This is a genomic window from Pseudomonas sp. F007 (assembly GCF_057814275.1).
Genome location: NZ_JBVATA010000002.1, coordinates 450,252 through 467,458, shown reverse-complemented (window position 1 = coordinate 467,458; position 17,207 = coordinate 450,252). Strand labels below are relative to the sequence as shown.

18 protein-coding genes and 1 pseudogene are annotated in these 17,207 nt (G+C 60.5%); 9 read left to right on the top strand and 10 right to left on the bottom strand.

Features of this window, described 5'->3' with window-relative positions; translation table 11 throughout:
• The first annotated feature begins 53 nt into the window (after positions 1 to 53).
• A complete protein-coding gene (locus ACZYR5_RS06350) occupies positions 54 to 773 on the top strand; it encodes an AzlC family ABC transporter permease (protein WP_489088693.1) in 720 nt (239 codons plus the stop codon).
• A complete protein-coding gene (locus ACZYR5_RS06345; RefSeq protein WP_489088694.1) occupies positions 770 to 1,099 on the top strand; it encodes an AzlD domain-containing protein in 330 nt (109 codons plus the stop codon). Before ACZYR5_RS06350 ends, ACZYR5_RS06345 begins: the two co-directional genes overlap by 4 nt.
• 4 nt (positions 1,100 to 1,103) lie before the next feature.
• Here ACZYR5_RS06345 and ACZYR5_RS06340 read toward each other — a convergent pair whose 3' ends face one another.
• On the bottom strand, positions 1,104 to 1,958 hold the full coding sequence (locus ACZYR5_RS06340) for a sulfurtransferase (protein ID WP_489088695.1): 855 nt from the start codon (positions 1,956 to 1,958) through the stop codon (positions 1,104 to 1,106).
• A 34-nt stretch (positions 1,959 to 1,992) separates the two neighbouring features.
• Positions 1,993 to 2,664, bottom strand: a complete 672-nt coding sequence (locus ACZYR5_RS06335) for a TetR/AcrR family transcriptional regulator (protein ID WP_489088696.1) — start codon at positions 2,662 to 2,664, stop codon at positions 1,993 to 1,995.
• A gap of 146 nt (positions 2,665 to 2,810) precedes the next feature.
• Between ACZYR5_RS06335 and ACZYR5_RS06330 the strand changes: the two genes are divergently transcribed.
• The 5 genes from ACZYR5_RS06330 to ACZYR5_RS06310 all read left to right on the top strand — a co-directional run bounded on the left by ACZYR5_RS06330 (position 2,811) and on the right by ACZYR5_RS06310 (position 7,474).
• Positions 2,811 to 4,241, top strand: coding sequence for a coniferyl aldehyde dehydrogenase (locus ACZYR5_RS06330; RefSeq protein ID WP_489088697.1), 1,431 nt, complete (start codon positions 2,811 to 2,813; stop codon positions 4,239 to 4,241).
• Between the two features lie 26 nt (positions 4,242 to 4,267).
• Positions 4,268 to 4,813, top strand: coding sequence for a twin-arginine translocation pathway signal protein (locus tag ACZYR5_RS06325; protein WP_489088698.1), 546 nt, complete (start codon positions 4,268 to 4,270; stop codon positions 4,811 to 4,813).
• Between the two features lie 37 nt (positions 4,814 to 4,850).
• Positions 4,851 to 6,446, top strand: coding sequence for a GMC family oxidoreductase (locus ACZYR5_RS06320; RefSeq protein WP_489088699.1), 1,596 nt, complete (start codon positions 4,851 to 4,853; stop codon positions 6,444 to 6,446).
• A gap of 115 nt (positions 6,447 to 6,561) precedes the next feature.
• Complete coding sequence (gene coaD, locus ACZYR5_RS06315) at positions 6,562 to 7,041, top strand: pantetheine-phosphate adenylyltransferase (RefSeq protein WP_008019993.1); 480 nt, start codon at positions 6,562 to 6,564, stop codon at positions 7,039 to 7,041.
• Positions 7,042 to 7,222: 181 nt separating this feature from the next.
• Positions 7,223 to 7,474: a YfhL family 4Fe-4S dicluster ferredoxin gene (locus tag ACZYR5_RS06310; protein WP_003195146.1), complete on the top strand. Its 252-nt coding sequence runs from the start codon at positions 7,223 to 7,225 to the stop codon at positions 7,472 to 7,474.
• Between the two features lie 22 nt (positions 7,475 to 7,496).
• Here ACZYR5_RS06310 and mutM read toward each other — a convergent pair whose 3' ends face one another.
• Together mutM and ACZYR5_RS06300 are read right to left on the bottom strand one after the other, a co-directional pair.
• Entirely contained in the window at positions 7,497 to 8,309 is an 813-nt protein-coding gene (gene mutM, locus ACZYR5_RS06305; protein ID WP_489088700.1) for a bifunctional DNA-formamidopyrimidine glycosylase/DNA-(apurinic or apyrimidinic site) lyase, read from the bottom strand.
• Positions 8,310 to 8,340: 31 nt separating this feature from the next.
• Positions 8,341 to 9,210 carry an HDOD domain-containing protein gene (locus ACZYR5_RS06300; RefSeq protein WP_489088701.1) on the bottom strand — a complete coding sequence of 290 codons (870 nt, stop codon included), beginning with the start codon at positions 9,208 to 9,210 and terminating at the stop codon, positions 8,341 to 8,343.
• Positions 9,211 to 9,357: 147 nt separating this feature from the next.
• Between ACZYR5_RS06300 and ACZYR5_RS06295 the strand changes: the two genes are divergently transcribed.
• Positions 9,358 to 10,554 carry a class I SAM-dependent rRNA methyltransferase gene (locus ACZYR5_RS06295; protein ID WP_489088702.1) on the top strand — a complete coding sequence of 399 codons (1,197 nt, stop codon included), beginning with the start codon at positions 9,358 to 9,360 and terminating at the stop codon, positions 10,552 to 10,554.
• Positions 10,555 to 11,109: 555 nt separating this feature from the next.
• Complete coding sequence (ilvD, locus tag ACZYR5_RS06290) at positions 11,110 to 12,951, top strand: dihydroxy-acid dehydratase (protein WP_489088703.1); 1,842 nt, start codon at positions 11,110 to 11,112, stop codon at positions 12,949 to 12,951.
• Between the two features lie 58 nt (positions 12,952 to 13,009).
• On the opposite strand, the pseudogene ACZYR5_RS06285 reads toward ilvD, so the two are convergent.
• From ACZYR5_RS06285 to ACZYR5_RS06260, 6 genes and pseudogenes are all read right to left on the bottom strand, one after another.
• A pseudogene (locus tag ACZYR5_RS06285) lies at positions 13,010 to 13,156 on the bottom strand (DUF6124 family protein); the annotation flags it as partial.
• A gap of 29 nt (positions 13,157 to 13,185) precedes the next feature.
• Entirely contained in the window at positions 13,186 to 13,803 is a 618-nt protein-coding gene (locus tag ACZYR5_RS06280; protein ID WP_489088704.1) for a hypothetical protein, read from the bottom strand.
• Positions 13,788 to 14,393, bottom strand: a complete 606-nt coding sequence (locus ACZYR5_RS06275) for a hypothetical protein (protein ID WP_489088705.1) — start codon at positions 14,391 to 14,393, stop codon at positions 13,788 to 13,790. Before ACZYR5_RS06275 ends, ACZYR5_RS06280 begins: the two co-directional genes overlap by 16 nt.
• Before the next feature lie 20 nt (positions 14,394 to 14,413).
• On the bottom strand, positions 14,414 to 15,040 hold the full coding sequence (locus ACZYR5_RS06270; RefSeq protein ID WP_489095157.1) for a hypothetical protein: 627 nt from the start codon (positions 15,038 to 15,040) through the stop codon (positions 14,414 to 14,416).
• Entirely contained in the window at positions 15,037 to 15,648 is a 612-nt protein-coding gene (locus ACZYR5_RS06265; protein WP_489088707.1) for a hypothetical protein, read from the bottom strand. The genes ACZYR5_RS06270 and ACZYR5_RS06265 overlap by 4 nt, the downstream gene beginning before the upstream one ends.
• Positions 15,645 to 17,069, bottom strand: a complete 1,425-nt coding sequence (locus tag ACZYR5_RS06260) for a PAAR domain-containing protein (protein ID WP_489088708.1) — start codon at positions 17,067 to 17,069, stop codon at positions 15,645 to 15,647. The genes ACZYR5_RS06265 and ACZYR5_RS06260 overlap by 4 nt, the downstream gene beginning before the upstream one ends.
• Positions 17,070 to 17,207 lie beyond the last annotated feature (138 nt).

Genomic DNA, 17,207 nt, shown 5'->3' with positions numbered 1-17,207 from the left:
TCAAGACACGCCTCTGCCGCCCAGCGCAAGATGGCTGGACAAGGAGAGTCACGATGACCCGAAAGCAGCTTTATTCACGCGGTATCCGCGACAGTTTCGCCATGGCGGTGGGCATTCTGCCGTTTGGCCTGATCTTCGGCACCCTGGCCGGGGCGGCCGGCCTGACACTCTGGCAGGCCTTCGGTATGTCCGCGCTGGTGTATGCCGGCTCGGCGCAGCTTGTCGTCCTCAGTTTGCTCGGCAGTGGCGCCAGCCTGCTGGTGATTCTGCTGACGACCTTCATCGTCAACCTGCGCCACGTGCTCTACAGCGCCACCCTGCAGCCCCACGTCGGCAACTTGCCGCAACGCTGGCGCATCCTGCTGGCGTTCTGGCTGACCGATGAAACCTTCGCCGTGGTCCAGCGCTTCTACCTGCTGCACGGCGACCGGCCGCTGGCGCAGTGGTACTGGCTGGGGGTCGCCAGTTCGCTGTATGCCTGCTGGGTGTTGAGTTCGCTGGCCGGCGTGCTGTTCGGCCAGGCCGTGCCCGACCTGGCGAGCTGGGGCCTGGAGTTCGCCATGCTGGCGACCTTTATTGGCATCGTCATCCCCCTGCTGCGCAATCAACCACAGCTTGCCGCCGCACTGGCCGCTGGCGCCGTAGCCCTGGCCACGTTCCACTGGCCGTACAAGCTGGGCCTGATGGCTGCGGCGTTCAGTGGCATCGCGGTAGGCGTAGTGCTGGAGCGTCGACAGTTGACCCGCCACACCGCCAGGGAGCTGCACACATGAATTATGGGTGGATGATCTTCGGCATGATGGCGATCAGCTTTCTCCTGCGCTACAGCCTGTTCGCCTGGCCCAACCTGCGCTTTCCGACCCTGGTGCGCCAAGGTCTGCACTATGTGCCGACGGCCGTACTGACGGCGATCGTGGTGCCGGGCATGCTGCTGCCCGATGGCCAGCACTGGGCGCTGAACCTCGACAACGCCTACTTGCTCGGGGGTTTGGCGGCCATCGCCATTGCCGCCACCACCCGGCACCTGTTGGCGACGATCGGCGGTGGCATGCTGGTGTTCTTTCTGCTGCGCTGGCTGCTCGGGCAACTGCCCATCTAGCCCATCAGTCGCCGGTGGCAATCGCCCGCTGGGGATCGGTGATCCACTCGCTCCACGAGCCGGCATACAACGTCCCCAGCGGGTAGCCGGCCAGACACAGGGCAAACAGGTTGTGGCAGGCGGTCACGCCGGAACCACAGTACGCCACCAACTCGCTGGGTGAGCGATCCGCCAGCTTCTCGGCAAAGCGCTGCTTGAGTTGCTCGGCTGGCAAGAAGCGACCGTCCGCCCCGAGGTTGTCGGTAAACGCTGCGCATTGTGCGCCAGGGATATGGCCGGCCACCGGATCGATGGGCTCGACTTCACCGCGAAAACGCGGCAGTCCACGGGCATCGAGCAGGGTCATCTGCGGACGGTCCAGGCGCTTGAGCAACTGCTCGGCATTCAGCACCAGGCTGGAGTCAGGGCTGCCGCTGAATTTGCCACGCGCGGTAGTCGGTGCATCCAGGCTCAACGGCAAGCCAGCCGCATGCCAGGCCTTGAGGCCACCATCGAGGATAAACACCCCGTCGCGCTTGCCCAGCCAGGCCAACAACCACCAGGCCCGTGCGGCATAGGTGCCAGGGCCGTCGTCATAGAGCACCACCATGCTGTCGTTGTTGACGCCCCAGGCCTGCAGACGCTCGATCAAGTCCGCCGCTGCCGGCAGTGGGTGACGGCCAGTGACACCCTTGGTCACCGGCCCGCTGAGATCACGTTCGAGGTCGGCGAACGCAGCGCCGGCGATGTGTCCCTCGGCATAGCTGCGCTGGCCATAATCCGGGTCTTCGAGGGCGAAACGGCAGTCCAGAATCACCAGCCCCGACTGGTTCTTCTTACGGTCCAGGTCGAGTGGGCTGATCAGTTGCGCGATGGGCATGGCGGGCTCCTGTGAGTTCAAGCGGTGAACGATCCTACTGCACTTCTTCGAGAGCCTGGCCCAGCGGCACGTAAAACTCTTCGAACAGGGCGTCGATTTCCTCGCGCGATTGCTCGGTGACAAACCCGGCTTCCAGCACCAGCACCTGATACACGCCACGTTTAATGGCCTGCTCGCTGAGGTGATTGGAGTTGTCGCGGGTGGTGCACAGGAAGCGCACCCAGGACGTCAGGATGATCCAGGCGTTCAGGGTCAGGGATTCGATCTGCACCTTGTCCATCTTGAGGATGCCGGCGTCGACAAACCCGGCGTAGATCGCCGTGCCCTGGATCAGGCAGCGTTGGGAGAAGCGCCGGTAACGGGCCGCCAACTCCACATCGTTGTCGAGCAGATGTTCCAGGTCGCGGTGCAGGAAACGGTAGCGCCACATCGCGTTCAGCAGCTCTTTCAAGTAGTAGCGCTTGTCTTCGACGGTGGCGGCACGGCCCTGGGGCGGGCGCAGGAAGCTCTCGACCAGGGCCTCGTACTCACTGAACAACACGGCGATGATCGCCTGCTTGTTGGGGAAGTGGTAGTACAGGTTGCCCGGAGAAATCTCCATGTGCGCGGCAATGTGGTTGGTGCTGATGCTGCGCTCACCCTGCTGGTTGAACAGCTCCAGGCTGTTCTGCACGATGCGCTCGCTGGTTTTTATTCGTGGGGCCATGGCTTGAGCTTTAATTCTTCTGTGCGTTGCGGGCATCTTACGACCTATCCGTCGGCGGATAAATCTTCACGTCCCGAGGAAGGCATTTGACATTTTAGAGCATAGACTCTAAAAACATCCTCATTCTAAAAAAAACCGGAGCCACCATGACCGCCGACATTGCCTACATGCAAAACGCCCAGCAGCCGTTGAGCGAGCTGAACGACTTGTTTACCGCGCAGCGTCAGGCGTATGCAGGCAATCCGATGCCGTCGGCGGCCCAGCGCCAGCAATGGCTCAAAGTCTTGCGCGATCTGCTGGATACCCAGCGCGACAAACTGATCAAGGCGATCAGCGAAGACTTCAGCAACCGCAGCGCCGATGAAACCCTGTTTGCCGAGCTGATGCCCAGCCTGCACAACATCGATTACGCCAGCAAACACCTCAAGAGCTGGATGAAAGCCTCGCGGCGCAAGGTCGGCGTGGCGTTTCAACCGGCCAGCGCCAAGGTGGTCTACCAGCCGCTGGGGGTGGTCGGGGTCATCGTGCCGTGGAACTACCCGCTGTACCTGGCCATCGGACCGCTGGTCGGGGCCCTGGCGGCGGGCAACCGGGTCATGCTCAAGCTCAGTGAATCGACCCCCGCCACCGGGCAACTGCTCAAGGAACTGCTGGCGCACATCTTTCCCCAGGACCTGGTGACCGTGGTGCTGGGCGAGGCCGACGTCGGCATCGCATTCTCCAGGCTGCCGTTCGATCACCTGTTGTTCACCGGCGCCACCAGCGTGGGCAAGCACGTGATGCGCGCCGCCGCTGAAAACCTGACCCCGGTCACCCTGGAGTTGGGCGGCAAGTCCCCGGCCATCGTCTCCCATGATGTGCCGCTCAAGGACGCCGCCGAACGGATCGCCTTCGGCAAGACATTGAACGCCGGGCAGACCTGCGTCGCGCCGGACTACGTGCTGGTCCCGGAAGGTCGGGTGAATGACTTCGTCGAGGCCTACCGCCAGGCTGTTCGCGGCTTTTATCCGACCCTGGCCGACAACCCGGACTACACCGCGATCATCAACCACCGGCAGCTGGCGCGCCTGAACAGCTATGTCACTGATGCCACCAACAAAGGCGCGCAGTTGATCCCGATTTACGATCAGGATCAGGACCGGCGCATGAGCCACAGCCTGCTGTTGGATGTCAGCGACGAGATGCTGGTGATGCAGGACGAAATTTTCGGCCCGCTGCTGCCGATCGTGCCTTACCGCACCCTGGACCAGGCATTTGCCTACATCAACCAACGGCCACGTCCTCTGGCGCTTTACTACTTTGGCTACGACAAGTCCGAACAAAATCGCGTGCTTCACGAGACCCATTCCGGCGGTGTCTGCCTCAACGACACCCTGCTGCACGTGGCCCAGGACGACATGCCGTTTGGCGGCATCGGCGCCTCAGGCATGGGCCATTACCACGGCCACGAAGGCTTCCTGACATTCAGCAAAGCCAAGGGCGTCCTGATCAAGCAGCGTTTCAATGCGGCGAAGCTGATCTATCCGCCTTACGGCAAAACGATGCAGAAGCTGATCCAGAAACTCTTCATCCGCTGACCCCTCACTGCCGGGTAATAACAACAATGATCCCTAGCGTTTCCGATACTCCCGCGCTGTCCCGGCGCGGCCTGCTCAAGTTCAGCCTCGGTGCCAGCGCTTTCCTCGCCACGGCCGGCCTCGGCGCCAGCCTCAGCGGCTGCTCGGCCAGTACCCCGGCCAATGGGTTTGCCGCTTTGCGCAGCAGCGACCTGCCCTGCTTGCGGGCAATCATCCCGGTGATGATCGAAGGTGCAGTGGCCGGCGAAAAACTCACCGCGGCGCTCGAGCAAACCCTGCTCAGCCTGGATAACGGCCTCAATCACCTGTCGCCGGAAATGCTCAAGCTGACCCGGCAACTGTTCGACGTACTGGGCATGACCATCACCCGCGGGCCGCTGACCGGGATCTGGGGCAGTTGGGAAAACGCCCGCCCCGAGGCCATTCGCGACTTTCTCCAGCGCTGGGAAAACAGCTCCCTGAGCCTGCTGCGCATGGGCCACAACTCCATTGTGCAGCTGGTGATGATGGCCTGGTACAACCGCGCCGAATCCTGGGCGCATTGCGGTTACCCCGGGCCGCCGAAAGTCTGATTCCGCCCTTTCATAACTATAAAAAGAGACGCACCTGATGCCCGTACCCGATCCGTTCCGCGAAGGCATGGCCCGCGGCTGGAAAACCCATGACGGCTCGCAACTGACCCAGGACCTGACCCTGGAAGCCGATGTCGCGATCATCGGCAGCGGCGCCGGCGGCGGTACCACCGCCGAAATCCTCAGCGCTGCCGGCTACAAGGTGTTGCTGATTGAAGAAGGCCCGCTCAAGACCAGCAGCGACTTCAAGTTGCTGGAAGACCAGGCCTACACCCAGCTGTACCAGGAAGGCATCGGCCGCATGAGCAAGGACGGCGCGATTACCATCCTGCAAGGCCGCGCGGTGGGTGGCACGACCTTGATCAACTGGACCTCCAGCTTCCGCACCCCCGAACCGACCCTCGACCACTGGGCCCGCGAGCACGGGGTCAAAGGCCACAGCGCGGCGGAGATGGCACCCTGGTTCGAAAAAATGGAGCAACGCCTCGGCGTCGCCCCCTGGATGGTCCCGCCCAACGCCAACAACGATGTGATCCGCAAAGGCTGCGAGCAACTGGGCTACAGCTGGCACGTGATCCCGCGCAACGTGCGCGGGTGCTGGAACCTCGGCTACTGCGGCATGGGCTGCCCGACCAACGCCAAGCAATCGATGATGGTCACCACCATTCCGGCGACCCTGGAAAAAGGCGGCGAACTGCTGTATTTCGCCCGCGCCGAGCAACTGCAGATCAAAGACGACAAGGTCACCGGCCTGCTGTGCGTGGCAATGGATCAGCGCTGCGTGGAACCCACCGGCCGGCGCATCAACGTCAAGGCGCGGCATTACGTGCTGGCCGGTGGCGGGATCAACAGCCCGGCGCTGCTGATGCGCTCCAAGGCGCCCGACCCCCATGAGCGCCTGGGCAAGCGCACCTTCCTGCACCCGGTGAACATGTCGGCGGCGTTGTTCGACGAGGTCATCAACCCGTTCTACGGTGCGCCGCAGTCGATTTATTCCGACCACTTCCAATGGCAGCACGGCGCCACCGGCAAAATGTCTTACAAGCTGGAAGTGCCACCGCTACACCCGGCGCTGGCGGCCACCCTGCTCGGCGGCTTTGGCGGCGAGAGCGCGGCACACATGCAGCAGCTGCCCCATACCCACGCGATGCTGGCGCTGCTACGCGACGGCTTTCACCCGGACAGCAGCGGCGGCAATGTCGAACTGCGCGGCGATGGCTCGCCGGTGCTCGACTATCAAGTCTCGGACTATGCCTGGGACGGCCTGCGCCGGGCGTTCCACAGCATGGCCGAGATCCAGTTCGCAGGAGGGGCCAAGGCAGTAATGCCGATGCACGCGGATGCGCGCTACGTCAAAACCCTTGCTGAGGCGCGCACGCTGATCGACGGCCTGAGTCTGGAGTTGTACCGCACGCGACTCGGCAGCGCTCATGTGATGGGCGGCTGTGCCATGGGTGAGTACCCGAAACAGGCCGTGACCGACAGCCTCGGCCGGCATCATCAACTGAGCAACCTGTCGATCCATGACGGCTCGCTGTTTCCAACCAGCATCGGTGCCAATCCGCAGTTGTCGGTCTACGGCCTGACCGCACAATTATCCAGCGCATTGGCCGAACGCCTGAGAAATCCGTGAAAAAACTGCTTATTCGCCGTGTCTATAGTGCTTTCTTAGTCCAATGGCGACTTGGCCGACCGGGAATGCTGCGATACCATCCGACTCCCCAACGGATTCCCGCCAGGACGACGCGATGAACCGAGTGTTGTACCCAGGTACCTTCGACCCTATTACCAAGGGCCATGGCGATCTGGTCGAACGCGCCTCGCGCCTGTTCGACCATGTGATCATTGCCGTCGCCGCCAGCCCCAAGAAAAACCCGCTATTCCCCCTGGAACAGCGTGTTGAACTGGCGCGCGAGGTCACCAAACATCTGCCGAACGTCGAAGTCGTCGGCTTTTCGACGCTGCTGGCGCACTTTGCCAAAGAGCAGAACGCCAATGTGTTCCTGCGTGGTTTGCGTGCGGTCTCGGACTTCGAATACGAATTCCAGCTGGCCAACATGAACCGCCAACTGGCGCCGGACGTGGAAAGCCTGTTCCTGACCCCGTCAGAACGTTATTCGTTTATTTCCTCGACGCTGGTCCGTGAAATCGCTGCCCTGGGCGGTGATATCACCAAGTTCGTCCACCCTGTCGTGGCGGATGCCCTGACACTCCGATTCAAGAAGTAGACCCCGATTGTAGGAGCTGGCTTGCCAGCGAAAAACGTCAACGATTACGCAGCGCTATCAGAAAGAACTCGGCGCCCTGACGTTTTTCGCGAGCAAGCTCGCTCCTACAGCGCCAATGCGGCACAATTGCGCGCATCAGTTTTCAAAACGCCCGGGCCGACGACCCTGGCTGGAGTCTCCAATGTCCCTGATCATCACCGACGATTGCATCAACTGCGACGTCTGCGAACCCGAGTGCCCGAACGCCGCTATCTCCCAGGGCGAAGAAATCTACGTGATTGACCCGAACCTCTGCACCCAGTGCGTCGGCCACTACGACGAACCGCAGTGCCAGCAGGTGTGCCCGGTGGACTGCATTCCACTGGACGAAGCCCATCCGGAAACTGAAGAACAGTTGATGGAGAAGTACCGCAAGATTACCGGCAAGGCCTGAACGACCTGGCAAGCGCCGGCGATCAGCGCTGACAGCGCGGGCAGAACACGCTCGCGCGCTGCCCCAGCTTCACTTCCCGCAGCTGCGTGCCACACACCTTGCAGCCCTCGCCGCCTCGGCCATAGACGAACAGCTCCTGCTGGAAGTAGCCCGGCTGGCCATCGCCGCCAATGAAGTCACGCAAGGTGGTGCCGCCACGCTCGATGGCCGCCACAAGAATGCGTTTGATCTCGATCGCCAGCTTCAAATAGCGCGCCCGGGAGATGCCCTTGGCTTCGCGCCGTGGATCGATGCCGGCGGCGAACAGCGCTTCGGTCGCATAGATATTGCCAACCCCCACCACCACCGCGTTATCCATGATGAACGGCTTGACCGCCGTCGAGCGCCCGCGTGACAGCTGAAACAGCCGCTCGCCATCAAACAGATCGGTCAACGGTTCCGGCCCCAGGCGTACCAGTAACTCATGCTGCAGCGGGTCGAGGCTCCAGAGCATGGCGCCGAACCGTCGTGGGTCGGTGTAGCGCAGCGCCAGGCCGGATTCCAGTTCGATATCCACATGCTCATGCTTGGCTGCCGGCATTCCGACTTCCACCAGGCGCAGGTTGCCCGACATGCCCAGGTGACTGATCAGGGTGCCGACCTCGGCATTGATCAGCAGGTACTTGGCTCGCCGCTCCACCAGCACGATGCGCTGCCCGGACAGACGCACATCGAGGTCTTCGGGGATCGGCCAGCGCAAGCGCCGGTCACGCACGACCACCCGGCTGACGCGCTGACCTTCAAGGTGCGGCGCAATACCGCGACGGGTGGTTTCGACTTCAGGCAATTCAGGCATGGTGCACTCGACTCAGGGAAAGATCCGACGCTCAGTGGTGAGCGCCGAGCTCGCGAATCGTCTGTTTCAGGTTCTCGAAGTCATAGTCCGAGAGGCCGACATAGTCCAGCACCAGGTGGCCGATGCTGTCCCACTCGTGGTCCTCGGTCTGGTTGCCCAGCACCCGATAGGACGCGCAAATATGCTCGGCCATCTTGAGGATCGCCAACAGGTTCTTCAACTGGCTGTTGCGCGCCGACTCGTCGCTGAAAATCGACAAGGCATTGTGGTGATTGGCGATGGCGTGGGTCACATGCTCCGGCAGGCGCCAGGACTTGGCGGTGTAGTAGCCGACCACGGCATGGTTGGTATTGAAGGTGCGGTTCTCCGTGTCGACCACCCGGCACTCGGCGCCGGCATTGGCATAGGCCTGCTCCAGCACCGTCATATAGTTGGGGAAACGCTTGAGCATCAGCGGCACCCCGCAATCGTGGAACAGGCCCAGGGCGTAAGCCTCGTCCACTGCTTGCGAGCCGATGCGCTTGGCCAGGCTGAGGCTGGTCATCGCCACGTCTTGGGCGGTGTCCCAGAAGCGGTTGAGGGTGACGATGGTGTCGTCATTCATTTCGCCCTTGATCGACTGGGCGTTGATCATGTTGATCACCGAACGACTGCCCAGCAGGTTCACCGCGCGCTGGATCGAGGCAATCTTGTTGCTCAGCCCGAAGTATGGCGAGTTGACGATTTTCAACAGCGCGCCAGAAAGACCGGGGTCCTGGGAGATCAACTTCGCGATCACTTCGAGGTCCGGGTCGGGCATGTACTGTTCCATCTGCAAATCCACCATGATTTGCGGTTGCGGCGGAACGCTGATGCCTTGCAGGGCCTGCTGGATCTGTTCGGAAGATAGCTCTTGGGACATAAGTACTCACTCTGGGCAAGTGGGCGATTCTAGCGGAAAAAAACCGCCCAATGGGCGACATGTCCGGCGTATCGGCGACAAACTAGCGCGCTTCGAGCGCCCATCTAGCGCTATAATCCCGCTCTTTTTTTCACCTGGAGCGACGTCATGTCCCTGCCAAGCCTGCGCCTCAAAGCCAACGCCGACCGTCGCCTGCGCGCCGGTCACCTGTGGGTCTACAGTAACGAAATCGATGTAGCCACCACCCCACTGCATGGCTTCAAGGCTGGCGATCAAGCGCTTCTCGAAGCTGCCGGCGGCAAGCCGCTGGGCATCGTGGCCATGAGCCCGAACAACCTGATCTGCGCCCGCCTGCTGTCGCGCGACATCAAGCTGCCATTGGACAAGTCGCTGCTGGTGCACCGCCTCAACGTCGCCCTGTCGCTGCGCGAGCGCCTGTTCGACAAGCCGTTCTACCGCCTGGTCTACGGCGATTCCGACCTGTTGCCAGGCCTGGTAGTCGATCGTTTCGGCGACATTTTGGTAGTACAGATCGCTTCGGCAACCATGGAAGCCCACAAGGACGACGTGATCGCCGCCCTGACCCAGGTCCTGAAGCCGAGCGGCATCCTGTTCAAGAACGACTCCGCCGCACGCGATGCCGAAGGCCTTAACCGCTACGTCGAAACCGTGTTCGGCCTGGTGCCGGAGTGGGTTGCCCTGGAAGAGAACGGGGTGAAATTCGAGGCACCGGTGATCCAGGGCCAGAAAACCGGCTGGTTCTACGACCACCGCATGAACCGCGCGCGCCTGGCACCGTACGCCAAAGGCAAGCGCGTGCTCGACCTGTACAGCTACATCGGTGGCTGGGGCGTGCAAGCCGCCGCCTTCGGCGCCAGCGAAGTGTTCTGCGTCGACGCCTCGGCTTTCGCCCTCGACGGTGTCGAGCGTAACGCCGCACTGAACGGCTTCGCCGACAAGATGACCTGCATCGAAGGCGACGTGTTCGAAGCCTTGAAGGAACTGAAAGCCAGCGAAGAGCGTTTCGACGTGATCGTTGCCGACCCACCCGCCTTCATCAAGCGCAAGAAAGACATGAAGAACGGCGAAGGCGCCTACCGCCGCCTCAACGAGCAAGCCATGCGCCTGCTGAACAAGGACGGCATCCTGGTCAGCGCCTCGTGCTCGATGCACCTGCCCGAGGACGACCTGCAAAACATCCTCCTGACCAGCGCCCGCCACCTGGACCGCAACATCCAGATGCTCGAACGCGGCGGCCAGGGCCCGGACCATCCGGTGCATCCGGCGATTGCTGAAACGCGTTATATCAAGAGCATTACGTGCCGGTTGTTGCCGAATAGCTGAGGCGTTTCGCGAGCAGGCTCGCTCCTACAGGATCTGTTGCCGATCACAAGATCTGCATCCACCGCAAAACCTGTGGGAGCTGGCCTGCCAGCGATGAGGCCTTCAGCAACACCGCATCAACTTCATCGCCACGGTGCGACGATTCGACAGGCTGGCTCACAGGTTCTTTGGCCGATAACAAGATCTGTATCCACCGCAACCCTGTGGGAGCTGGCTTGCCAGCGATTAGGCCCTGGCATCCGACATCTTCAAAGCCTGACACTCCGCATCGCGGGCAAGCCCACTCCCACAGGGGATGGAGTGTTCCCGCCCTCCACACGTCCCAAAGCCGCCGTGTTCAAGGTTTCGGCCATTCCCTCCAGCCGCCAGCGGTGTAGAATCGACGCTATTCATCGCCAGTCATCCCCCGGCGGGTTTATGAGCTCAAGGCCAATGCGCACGGCGATCCCGTCACGTTTGCGGCAACGTCCGGACACACGGCCATTTTTCGAGTGTTCCAGACGTCAATAGAAGCTCACTCCCCTTTGATACCTGATTTGCCGCCCGGAGTGCTCCATGCCTGATTACCGTTCGAAAACATCCACCCACGGCCGCAACATGGCCGGTGCTCGTGCCCTGTGGCGCGCCACGGGGATGAAAGATGACGACTTCAAAAAGCCGATCATCGCCATTGCCAACTCGTTCACCCAATTCGTACCGGGCCACGTGCACTTGAAGGACCTGGGTCAGTTGGTCGCTCGCGAAATCGAGCGCGCTGGCGGCGTTGCGAAAGAATTCAACACCATCGCGGTCGATGACGGCATCGCCATGGGCCACGACGGCATGCTCTATTCGCTGCCGAGCCGCGAGATCATCGCTGACTCAGTCGAGTACATGGTCAACGCGCACTGCGCCGACGCCATCGTCTGCATCTCCAACTGCGACAAGATCACCCCTGGCATGCTGATGGCCGCCCTGCGCCTGAACATCCCGGTGATCTTCGTCTCCGGCGGCCCGATGGAAGCTGGCAAGACCAAACTCGCCTCCCACGGCCTGGACCTGGTTGACGCCATGGTCATCGCCGCCGACTCCAGCGCTTCTGACGAGAAAGTCGCCGAGTACGAGCGCAGCGCCTGCCCGACCTGCGGTTCGTGCTCCGGCATGTTCACCGCCAACTCGATGAACTGCCTGACCGAAGCCCTGGGCCTGGCCCTGCCGGGCAACGGTTCGACCCTGGCTACCCACAGTGATCGCGAACAGCTGTTCCTGCAGGCCGGCCGCACCATCGTCGAGCTGTGCAAACGCTACTACGGCGAAAACGATGAGTCGGTATTGCCGCGCAATATCGCCAACTTCAAGGCCTTCGAAAACGCCATGATGCTGGACATCGCCATGGGCGGTTCGACCAACACCATCCTGCACCTGCTGGCCGCCGCCCAGGAAGCCGAGATCGCGTTCGACCTGCGCGACATCGACCGCCTGTCGCGAAAAGTGCCGCAACTGTGCAAGGTGGCGCCGAACATCCAGAAGTACCACATGGAAGACGTGCACCGCGCCGGCGGGATCTTCAGCATCCTCGGTTCGCTGGCCCGTGGCGGCCTACTGCACACCGACCTGCCGACCGTGCACAGCCGCAGCATGGAAGAAGCCATCGCCAAGTGGGACATCACCCAGACCGACGACGAAGCGGTGCATCACTTCTTCAAGGCCGGCCCGGCAGGCATCCCGACCCAGACCGCATTCAGCCAGTCGACCCGTTGGGAAACCCTCGACGACGACCGTGAAAACGGCTGCATCCGAAGCTTCGAACACGCCTACTCGCAAGAAGGCGGCCTGGCCGTGCTGTACGGCAACATCGCCCTCGACGGTTGCGTGGTGAAAACCGCCGGTGTCGACGAGTCGATCCACGTGTTCGAAGGCAACGCAAAAATCTTCGAAAGCCAGGACAGCGCCGTACGCGGCATCCTCGCCGACGAAGTGCAGGCCGGCGACATCGTGATCATTCGCTACGAAGGTCCGAAAGGCGGCCCGGGCATGCAGGAAATGCTCTATCCGACCTCCTACCTGAAGTCCAAGGGCCTGGGCAAAGCCTGCGCCCTGCTGACCGACGGCCGCTTCTCCGGCGGCACCTCGGGCCTGTCCATCGGCCACGCTTCGCCAGAAGCCGCTGCCGGCGGCGCCATTGGCCTGGTGAAGGATGGCGACAAGGTGTTGATCGACATTCCAAACCGTTCGATCAACCTGCTGGTCAGCGACGAAGAACTCGCCGCCCGCCGCGCCGAGCAGGACAAGAAAGGCTGGAAACCGGTCGAAGTGCGCCCACGTAAAGTGACCACCGCACTGAAAGCCTACGCCCTGCTCGCCACCAGCGCCGACAAGGGCGCGGTACGCAACAAGGCCATGCTTGACGGGCTGTGATCGCTAGCTGCTGAACAAAAAATGCCCCGCCTTGTGCGGGGCATTTTTTTTGCCTGTCTCAATCGTGCGGATCGAGATTATCCAGCGCCTGGTTCACCGCCAACTCACCCAGCATTATGACCTGCGCGATGCCCAACATCGTGCTGCGTCGCGGACCTTCCAGCAGGCCGGCGAAATCACTGGCTATGACCTGGGCCGAGGCCAGCGGCTATCGGAAATTTGAATCGCCCCGGATCACGGTTTGACCCAAGGTTCGGCTATCGACAGCGTGATGAGATAGCGCTCCTCATTCGGACGCTTGGGATCATCAAAGCGCCCCACATTCAGCATGACCTGATAAAGATTGGCTGCCTGCCAACGTGTAGTACCGCCCTTTCTCTCATTTTGTAATCGATCCCGCCAAAAGGGCGTGTCAGCAATCGGCGGACGAATAGCTCGCCAGCCTTTCTGCCGCCATTGGTCTTGCAAATCCAGTATCAGTTTCAGCGTGTCGTCGAGCAGAAGAGGCTCGACTTGGGGAGACATACGCACGCTGTATACCAACCCATCGCTGTAGAACACCGCAAAGAAACGAGCCCTAGGAGTGACAAATCCGTACTGGAGATCAGTGAAACGTAGACGAGCATCTGATTGCGGAATGGAAAACGACACTCCATCGGGAACGGCAGCACCTATGGATGCACTGGATCGCTTGCGCATATCTTCGTAAGGCTCACCAATCACCAAAGCAATTTCCGGCTCAGAAAGCGCCTTGATCACAACTACCGCCAACAGAACCGCGACGCCCAATACCGAAATACGAGTACGCCAACTCGTCGGTACGCCTAACCTCTGACTCACGGTTTCACCCATGGTTTGGCTATCGACAACGTGATGAGATAGCGCTCCTCCTTCGGACGCTTATCGTCCCTGAACCGCCCCACATCCAGCATCACTTGGTACAAATCGCCCGCCTGCCAATAGGTCGTACCGCCTTGGTTTACGTCACGTAATCGAGCTCGCCATTCGGCGGTGCCTTCAATCGGTGGACGGATAGGTTTCCAACCGCCTCGGCGCCACTGTTCTTGCAGGTCCAGTACCACCTCAAGCGCGTCTTCGAGCAAAAGTGGTTCGACCTGCGGAGAGATACGGACCCCTCGGACCAACGCGCCGTTATCAAAACTTACGGTGAAGAATCGAGCTAGCGGGGTAACAAACCCATACTGAGAATGCAGGAAGCGAAGGCGAGCATCAGACCTGGGTAACCTCCCCCAGTATTGCCCTGCAATGGCTGGATCAATCGTCGCAGTCGAACGCTCTCGCATGGCTTCCCATGGCTCTCCAATCATCAGAGCAATTTCTGGCTCATCCGAGGCCGTCCTTATTACAACCGTCGCCAGCAGTATTGCGGGGGCCATTATCGAGATACGAGCGCGCCAGCTCATCTGTTTAAAACGACTCATCAGCGCACTTCGAACCCCGATCATGGTTTGACCCAAGGTTCGGCTATCGACAGCGTGATGAGATAGCGCTCCTCATTCGGGCGTTTGGGATCATCAAAACGCCCCACACTCAGCATGATTTGGAATAAATCGCCTGCTTGCCAATAGGTTGTGCCACCGATTCTCTCGCTCTGTAATTCGGCACGCCAATACGGCGTATCAGCAATCGGCGGACGTATGGCTCGCCATCCGTTCTGCCTCCATTGCTCTTGCAGGTCCAATATCAAATTGAGAGTGTCGTCGAGCAGGAGTGGCTCGATTTGAGGGGACATGCGCACACCATCGACCAAACCTTCATCGAACATCACTACGAAAAAACGAGCCGGCGGTGTTACGAAGCCATATTGAGCATTAACAAATCTCAAACGAGCATCTGACCTGGGAATGTTGAACCAAGCACGCCCTGGCACAGCTGGGCCAATACTTGCAGTCGATCGCTTACGCATATCTTCGTAAGGCTCACCAATCACCAGAGCGATTTCCGGCTCACCCGAAACTGCCTTGATCACAACTACCGCCAACAGAGCCGCGACGCCCACTACCGAAATACGAGTGCGCCAACTTGCATGTTTGAGCCAATTCTTCAGCACCCCTCGAACCCGAATCATGGCCTGACCCAAGGCTCGGCTATGGCCAACGTGATGAGATATCGCTCTTCACTCGGGCGTTTATCGTCTCTGAATCGCCCTACTACCAACATCGCTTGGTACTTGCTTCCCGCTTGCCAATAAGAGGTGCCACCTTTTTTTACGCCTCCTAACTTAGCGCGCCATTCGGGCGTGTCGGCAAACGGCGGATCATCTTTGATACGGATTGGGTTCCAACCAGCTTTGCGCCACTGGTCCTGTAGGTCCAATACAATCTTGAGGGTGTCATCGAGCAGGAGCGGCTCGATTTGGGGAGACATTCGAACGCCGTCGACCAACTCGTCATCAAACATAACTGCGAAAAAACGAGCCGGAGGTGTCACGAAGCCGTATTGAGGATCAACAAATCTCAAACGAGCATCTGACTTGGGAATGTTGAACCAGGCACGCCCTGGGATCGCAGGCCCAATGCTTGCGCTAGAGCGATGACGCATGGCTTCATATGGTTCGCCAATAACCAACGCAATTTCCGGCTCTCTGAATAGCGTATTGAAAGCTGCCCACAATAGGACTGCCACAGCAGTTGCAAACACACCACGCTGCCAACCCAATCGTTTGAGCCAGCTCATCGCACACCATGCCCGCCGGCAATATCCCGAATTGACTGTTCGATTAGATAACGCTCTGCACTCTGTAGGAGCCTATCAAACTCCCCGGCAGCCTTGAGCACAAAAGCCATGCGCTGGTCGATATCGGATAGGTCTGCCAGAGGACTGTTGCCGAATCCAATAGTACGGCTGTCATCGACGCGCCGACACTGACTAGCTAAAGTGAGCTCAATGGCTTGTGCAGCGCCGGACGGAAAACCCGTGACATAGGATGCATGGTTGCCTCGCAACAACCTTACAAATCGAGCGTCGCTGTACATCGACGGTTGCAAGATATTGACCTGCTCGTGTCTGGCAAGATGGTCCACACTTTTCGCTACGTCACCATTCTCGATGGCATGAAAAGCCTGCCCAATTTCCTTGTGGTTGAATCCAAAACCCAACTTCTCCTGCTCAATCGGCCACAACAGCGGATACCGTTCATTCCCATAAAGATTCTTCCGCGACGGCAAACACTCCTCAAACGCCCCCAACCCCCTCTCGCTATAAAACAAATGCAACGGATACACATCCAAAAACAGCGTGGTATTGCCCAGCGCCAGCATGTCGTGCACGAACTGCAGTTGCTGCTGCACCAGCGATAGCGGTTCGCCGTCGCGCCGCAGGTCGACGCCTGGTACCGGGTTGTTGCTGCGGGCTTGTTCGTAGTCGCGTTGCGCTCGTTTGTCGGTCTTGCCGAAGAGGGTCAGTCCGGGAAATTTCCAGCGCCGCCCAGCGCTTTCAATCATGCGTTGTCCTGTCTCGTGCTCGGCCTGGATCTTCTCGATCGACTCCACCGCATGCAGCAACCCACACCCCACCTGCTTCGACGCAAACGCCGCCAGTCCCGCCCACTGAAAGCGTGGGTCTTTCAACCAAAGGTTGGCGTAGGCGGCGTTGATCGCGCGGTTGCGGGCTTTGGGGTCGGCGATAAGGATGCCACCCGGGGCGACGACGGCTTCAGCGCGCATTTGATAGCTGCGCCAGAGGTTTTCGCAGTATGGCGTGGGTTGTTCGCTGAACACTGCGGCGGGCGAGGCATTGAAGGAGCGCGGGGCGGTGGGAGTGGGGGCGAATGATTGAGCGGCGGCTCGGCTGTGATCAACCGTTGGGACATTTTCGAACTCTTCGGAGAAGATTGTCTGGTTGGCTTCGAGCCGGGGTGGCGGGTCGCATTTGCAGCGGCAGAGGTCGCCGTCGAGGGCGACCTGGCGGCCGTAGAACGAGTTGTTCAGATGGGGACCGTCGAGGGCGATGACGCCGGTGCTGTCGCATTCCGGGCAGTAGACTTCATCGCCTGCACAGGCAACGGGCTGGTTTTCGATCTTGAAATACCCGGTACCCGTGCGTACGTCGCCGCCGACGGTGGTTTTGGCTCCAACGGTGATGAGGTGGCGCTTCATGCGAAATGTGTCCCTGTCAGATCGAAAGGACGCACGCTAGAAGAGCCAGTGCCGGAGTTAAATCAGACGTTTCGTTGTTTGGTGTAGGACGGCTCCAAAAAGCTGTAGCCCTAGTGCGCCAAGACCTCACTGCCAGCG